Source organism: Streptomyces sp. SID11385, from assembly GCF_010548245.1.
Taxonomy (GTDB): domain Bacteria; phylum Actinomycetota; class Actinomycetes; order Streptomycetales; family Streptomycetaceae; genus Streptomyces.
Genome location: NZ_JAAGLR010001153.1, coordinates 1 through 3,578, shown reverse-complemented (window position 1 = coordinate 3,578; position 3,578 = coordinate 1). Strand labels below are relative to the sequence as shown.

Here is a 3,578-nt window from a genome sequence, read left to right as displayed (position 1 = left end):
GCGGGGTCCCGCGGCGCGCGGCTCCGTCGCGCGGGTCCGGTTTTCCGGGGCCCTCGCCCTCGCCCGGCTCGGGCAGCGTGTCGCCGGCCGGCGGTACGGGGGTGACGGCGAGGCCCGTGCCGTGGGCGAGCAGGCCCGCGCCGAGGTGCTCCACGCGGGGCTGGTCACCCAGGGTGACCGGGGCGGGGTGCGTGCGGGGAGCCGTGGACGACGGCGCCTGGACCGGTCCTGGCCGGTTTCCGTTCCCGGGTACGGGCATCAGCTTCGTTCGCCTCCCTCCGAGGCCGCGACGGGACGCCGAACGGCGCCCCACCGACGGGGACCCTAGCGGGCGGCGCGCCGCGAACGGAATGCCGGGCGGGCGCGGAACGGCGGCATATGCCGCCCCCAGCAGGCCATTTGTGGACGAGCCGACCGGGGGCGGGATGACGAAGGTCACGCCGCGAGCGTGCAACCGGCGGGGAGTTCGTGGCGTGGGTCACGCGGGGTCAGGTCAGCCCTTGGCGGCCGTTTTGTCCGCCTTGGTGGTCCTGTCGGCGTCGTGCGCGGGGGTGCCGGCCGCGTCGCGCTTCGTGCCGGGGGTCGTGGCGCGCTTCGTGTCTCGCTTCGCGTCGCGCCCGGAGTCGTCCTTCGGGCCGCGCTCGGCGCCCTTGCCCGCGCCCTTCTCCCCGTCCTTCTTCGCGTGCGACCGCGCCTTCGACTGCGACCGCGCCTTCGACTCCGTCCCCGCCTTCGACCCCGCCTCGTCCTGCGGCTTCGTCGCGGCCTCCGGGTCCGGGCGGACCGCGCCGAGGATCTGCATGGAGCCGACGCCCGCGACGGTGACCGAGCGGCCCGGGCGGGGGGCGTGGATGATGTCGCCCTTGCCGATGTAGATGCCGACATGGCTCGCGTCGGAGTGGTAGATGACCAGGTCACCGGGGCGCAGCTCGCTCAGCGATACGTGCTGGAGCTGCCGCCACTGCTCCTGCGAGGTGCGCGGGATGATGCGGCCCGCCGCCGCCCACGCCTGCGAGGTGAGCCCCGAGCAGTCGAAGGAGTCGGGGCCCTCGGCGGCCCACACGTAGGGCTTGCCGAGCTGGGCCGTTGCGAAGGCGACGGCCTTCGCGCCCTGTTCGCTCGCGCCCGTGGCCGTACCGACGTGCTGGTCCGCGCCCGTGCCGGTGCCCGTGCCCGCGCCCGCGTCGGGGAGGACGCCCGTGGCGAGCAGACGGGCCTGCGCGCGCTCGGCCTCCGCCTTCTCCAGGGCGCGCAACCGCTGCCGCTCCTTCTCCTCCAGCCGGGATTCGAGGAGCTTGGCGGCCTTGATCTCCTCGCGGACCTCCCCGCGCGCCTTGTCCTTGTCCTTCTCGGCCTTTTCGAGGCGGTGGAGCGAGGTGGTCGCGTTCTTCTTGTCGCGCGTCAGCGCGCGCTGCGTCTCGCGGACCTGGTCGAGCAGGATGGCGCTGCCCTTGTTGCCCTGCTTGGCGAGTTCGGCGGCGCGGAGGAAGTCGTCGGGGTCGTCGCTGAGGAGGAGGCGCTGCTGCACGGAGAGGCCGCCGCCCTGGTCGCGGTACTGGGCGATCGCGGCGGCGGCGAGGCGTTCGCGCAGGTCGGCGAGGCGTTGTTCGCCCCGTACGACCTGGTCGGTGAGCGCCTCGACCTTGTCGGACTGCTCGGAGCGCTTCTCCTCGGCGGCGTTGTACGCGTCGGTGGCCTTGCCCGCCTCGGCGTAGAGGGCGTCGATACGGGCCCGTACGGCCTCCAGCTCGGCGTTGCTCAGCTCCTTGCCGGGGGACTTGCTCGTGACGCCCTCCGAGCCGGGCTCGGGGAGCGGGGCCGCGAAGGCGGAGCCGGGGGCGGAGAAGGCGAGCGCGGCGCAGACGACGGCGAGCGCGCTGAGCAGCAGCCGGCGCCCGCCCCGCCGGGCACGCGGCGCCCGCGCTGCCGTCCGTACGGACCTCGGCGCCCGCGCTGCCGTCCGTACGGACCGGGCCGGGGCCTCGTCCCGCGCCCGGTCCTGTGCCGCGCTCGCGTCACGGTTCAACGTCCCCGCCCCCTGATCCCTCGGTCCCGTCTGTCCGCACCACCGGCCGTCAAAGGTCCCCTTACCGCAGGTAACCCCCACGGATGGTGCCATGCCGCCCCCGTGTGGCGACAGAGGCACGGAGCGCCGGTTTCCTGTGAATCCCGCCGGTCCACCGGGTCCCCCGGCCGATCCCCCGCCCCGTCCCACACTTCCCCGCACGTGGGCCCGTCGAACTCTCGGACGAACAGGCGGACCGCATCGTTCCCACGAGGCGCGCCGCTCCCGACCACCCCCGCCGGTGCCCCCGTCCCCGACTGCCGATCCCCCTACCCCTTCGGCGCCACCGCCCCCCACTCCACCGTCACTTCCCCCTCCCGCCACAACTCCTCACGCCCCACCAGCGGCCACCCCGCCGCCCGCAGGGTCCGTGCCGTCTCCGTCCAGCGCTGCCGCGCGCCGTACGCCGCGTACGGGGCCGCCGCCGCCCAGGCGCGGTCGGCGTCGCGCAGGAAGGCGTGGACCGGTTCGCCGGGGACGTTGCGGTGGATGAGGGCTTTCGGGAGGCGTTCGGCGAGGTCGGAGGGGCGGTCCAGGCTCGCGAGGCGGGCCGCGAAGGTGACGGTGCGGGGGCCCTCGGGGCCGAGCGCGATCCACACGTGGCGCCGCCCGATCTCGTCGCACGTCCCCTCGACGAGCAGCCCGCCGGGCGCGAGCCGCGCGCACAGCCGCTCCCAGACCCCGGCGACCTCGTCCTCGTCGTACTGCCGCAGCACGTTCGCCGCCCGGATCAGCAGCGGCCGGGCGTCCGCGGGAAGCGGCACCTCGAAGCCGCCGTGCAGGAAGTCGAGCCCCTCGCGCCGGTACGGGGCCGCCGCCGCCACCCGCGCGGGCTCGATCTCGACCCCGTACACGCGCACCCCGGGCGCCGCCGCGCGCAGCCGCCCGAGCAGTTCGACCGCCGTCCACGGCGCGGCCCCGTAGCCGAGGTCGACGGCGACGGGGGAGGTGGCGCGGCGCAGCGCGGGGCCGTGCGTGCGCGCGATCCAGCGGTCCATGCGGCGCAGCCGGTTCGGGTTCGTCGTACCGCGCGTCACCGTGCCCACCGGGCGGCGCGTCCCCGGCACCGCCGGACGGCGGGGCTCCGTGCCCACCGGGCGGGCGGGGGACGGGCGCGGATTCATGGGTACGAGGGTACGGGGAGCAGGGAGGCGCGGGGGCGGGCGAAGGTGCCCGTGCGGTCACGGAACGTCAAGGTTCATCACCGCGCGGTCAGGGTTGGGTAAAGAAACGGCCGCTGTCGCCGCGACGGAAATGGACTCCCGGCCTCCGGTGTTCCCGCTTGAGGGCCTCACTCCGCCCGTATCGCGTGGGACGCGCGAGCCGGACCGGGGCGCGAGCCCGCGAGGCGGCCCCCTACGGCGTGGGGAGGCGCGCCCCGTACCCGTACGCCAGCCGCAGCCGACCGCACGCCGCAAGGAGGACCGCCCCGTGAGCCAGTACGTGTCGAGGCTCCGGCCGACCGCCCCCGGCGGGAGGACCGGTACCGGCCGGCTCGCCGCGCAGGCGGGCC

The 3,578-nt window shown here is 75.9% G+C and carries 2 protein-coding genes; both read right to left on the bottom strand.

The genetic code is table 11. From position 1 onward, the window contains the following. Positions 1–493: 493 nt before the first annotated feature. Entirely contained in the window at positions 494–2,026 is a 1,533-nt protein-coding gene (locus tag G3I42_RS35165; protein ID WP_164291711.1) for a C40 family peptidase, read from the bottom strand. 308 nt (positions 2,027–2,334) lie between these two features. Beyond that, a complete protein-coding gene (locus G3I42_RS35160; RefSeq protein WP_203607751.1) occupies positions 2,335–3,063 on the bottom strand; it encodes a class I SAM-dependent methyltransferase in 729 nt (242 codons plus the stop codon). Positions 3,064–3,578: the final 515 nt, after the last annotated feature.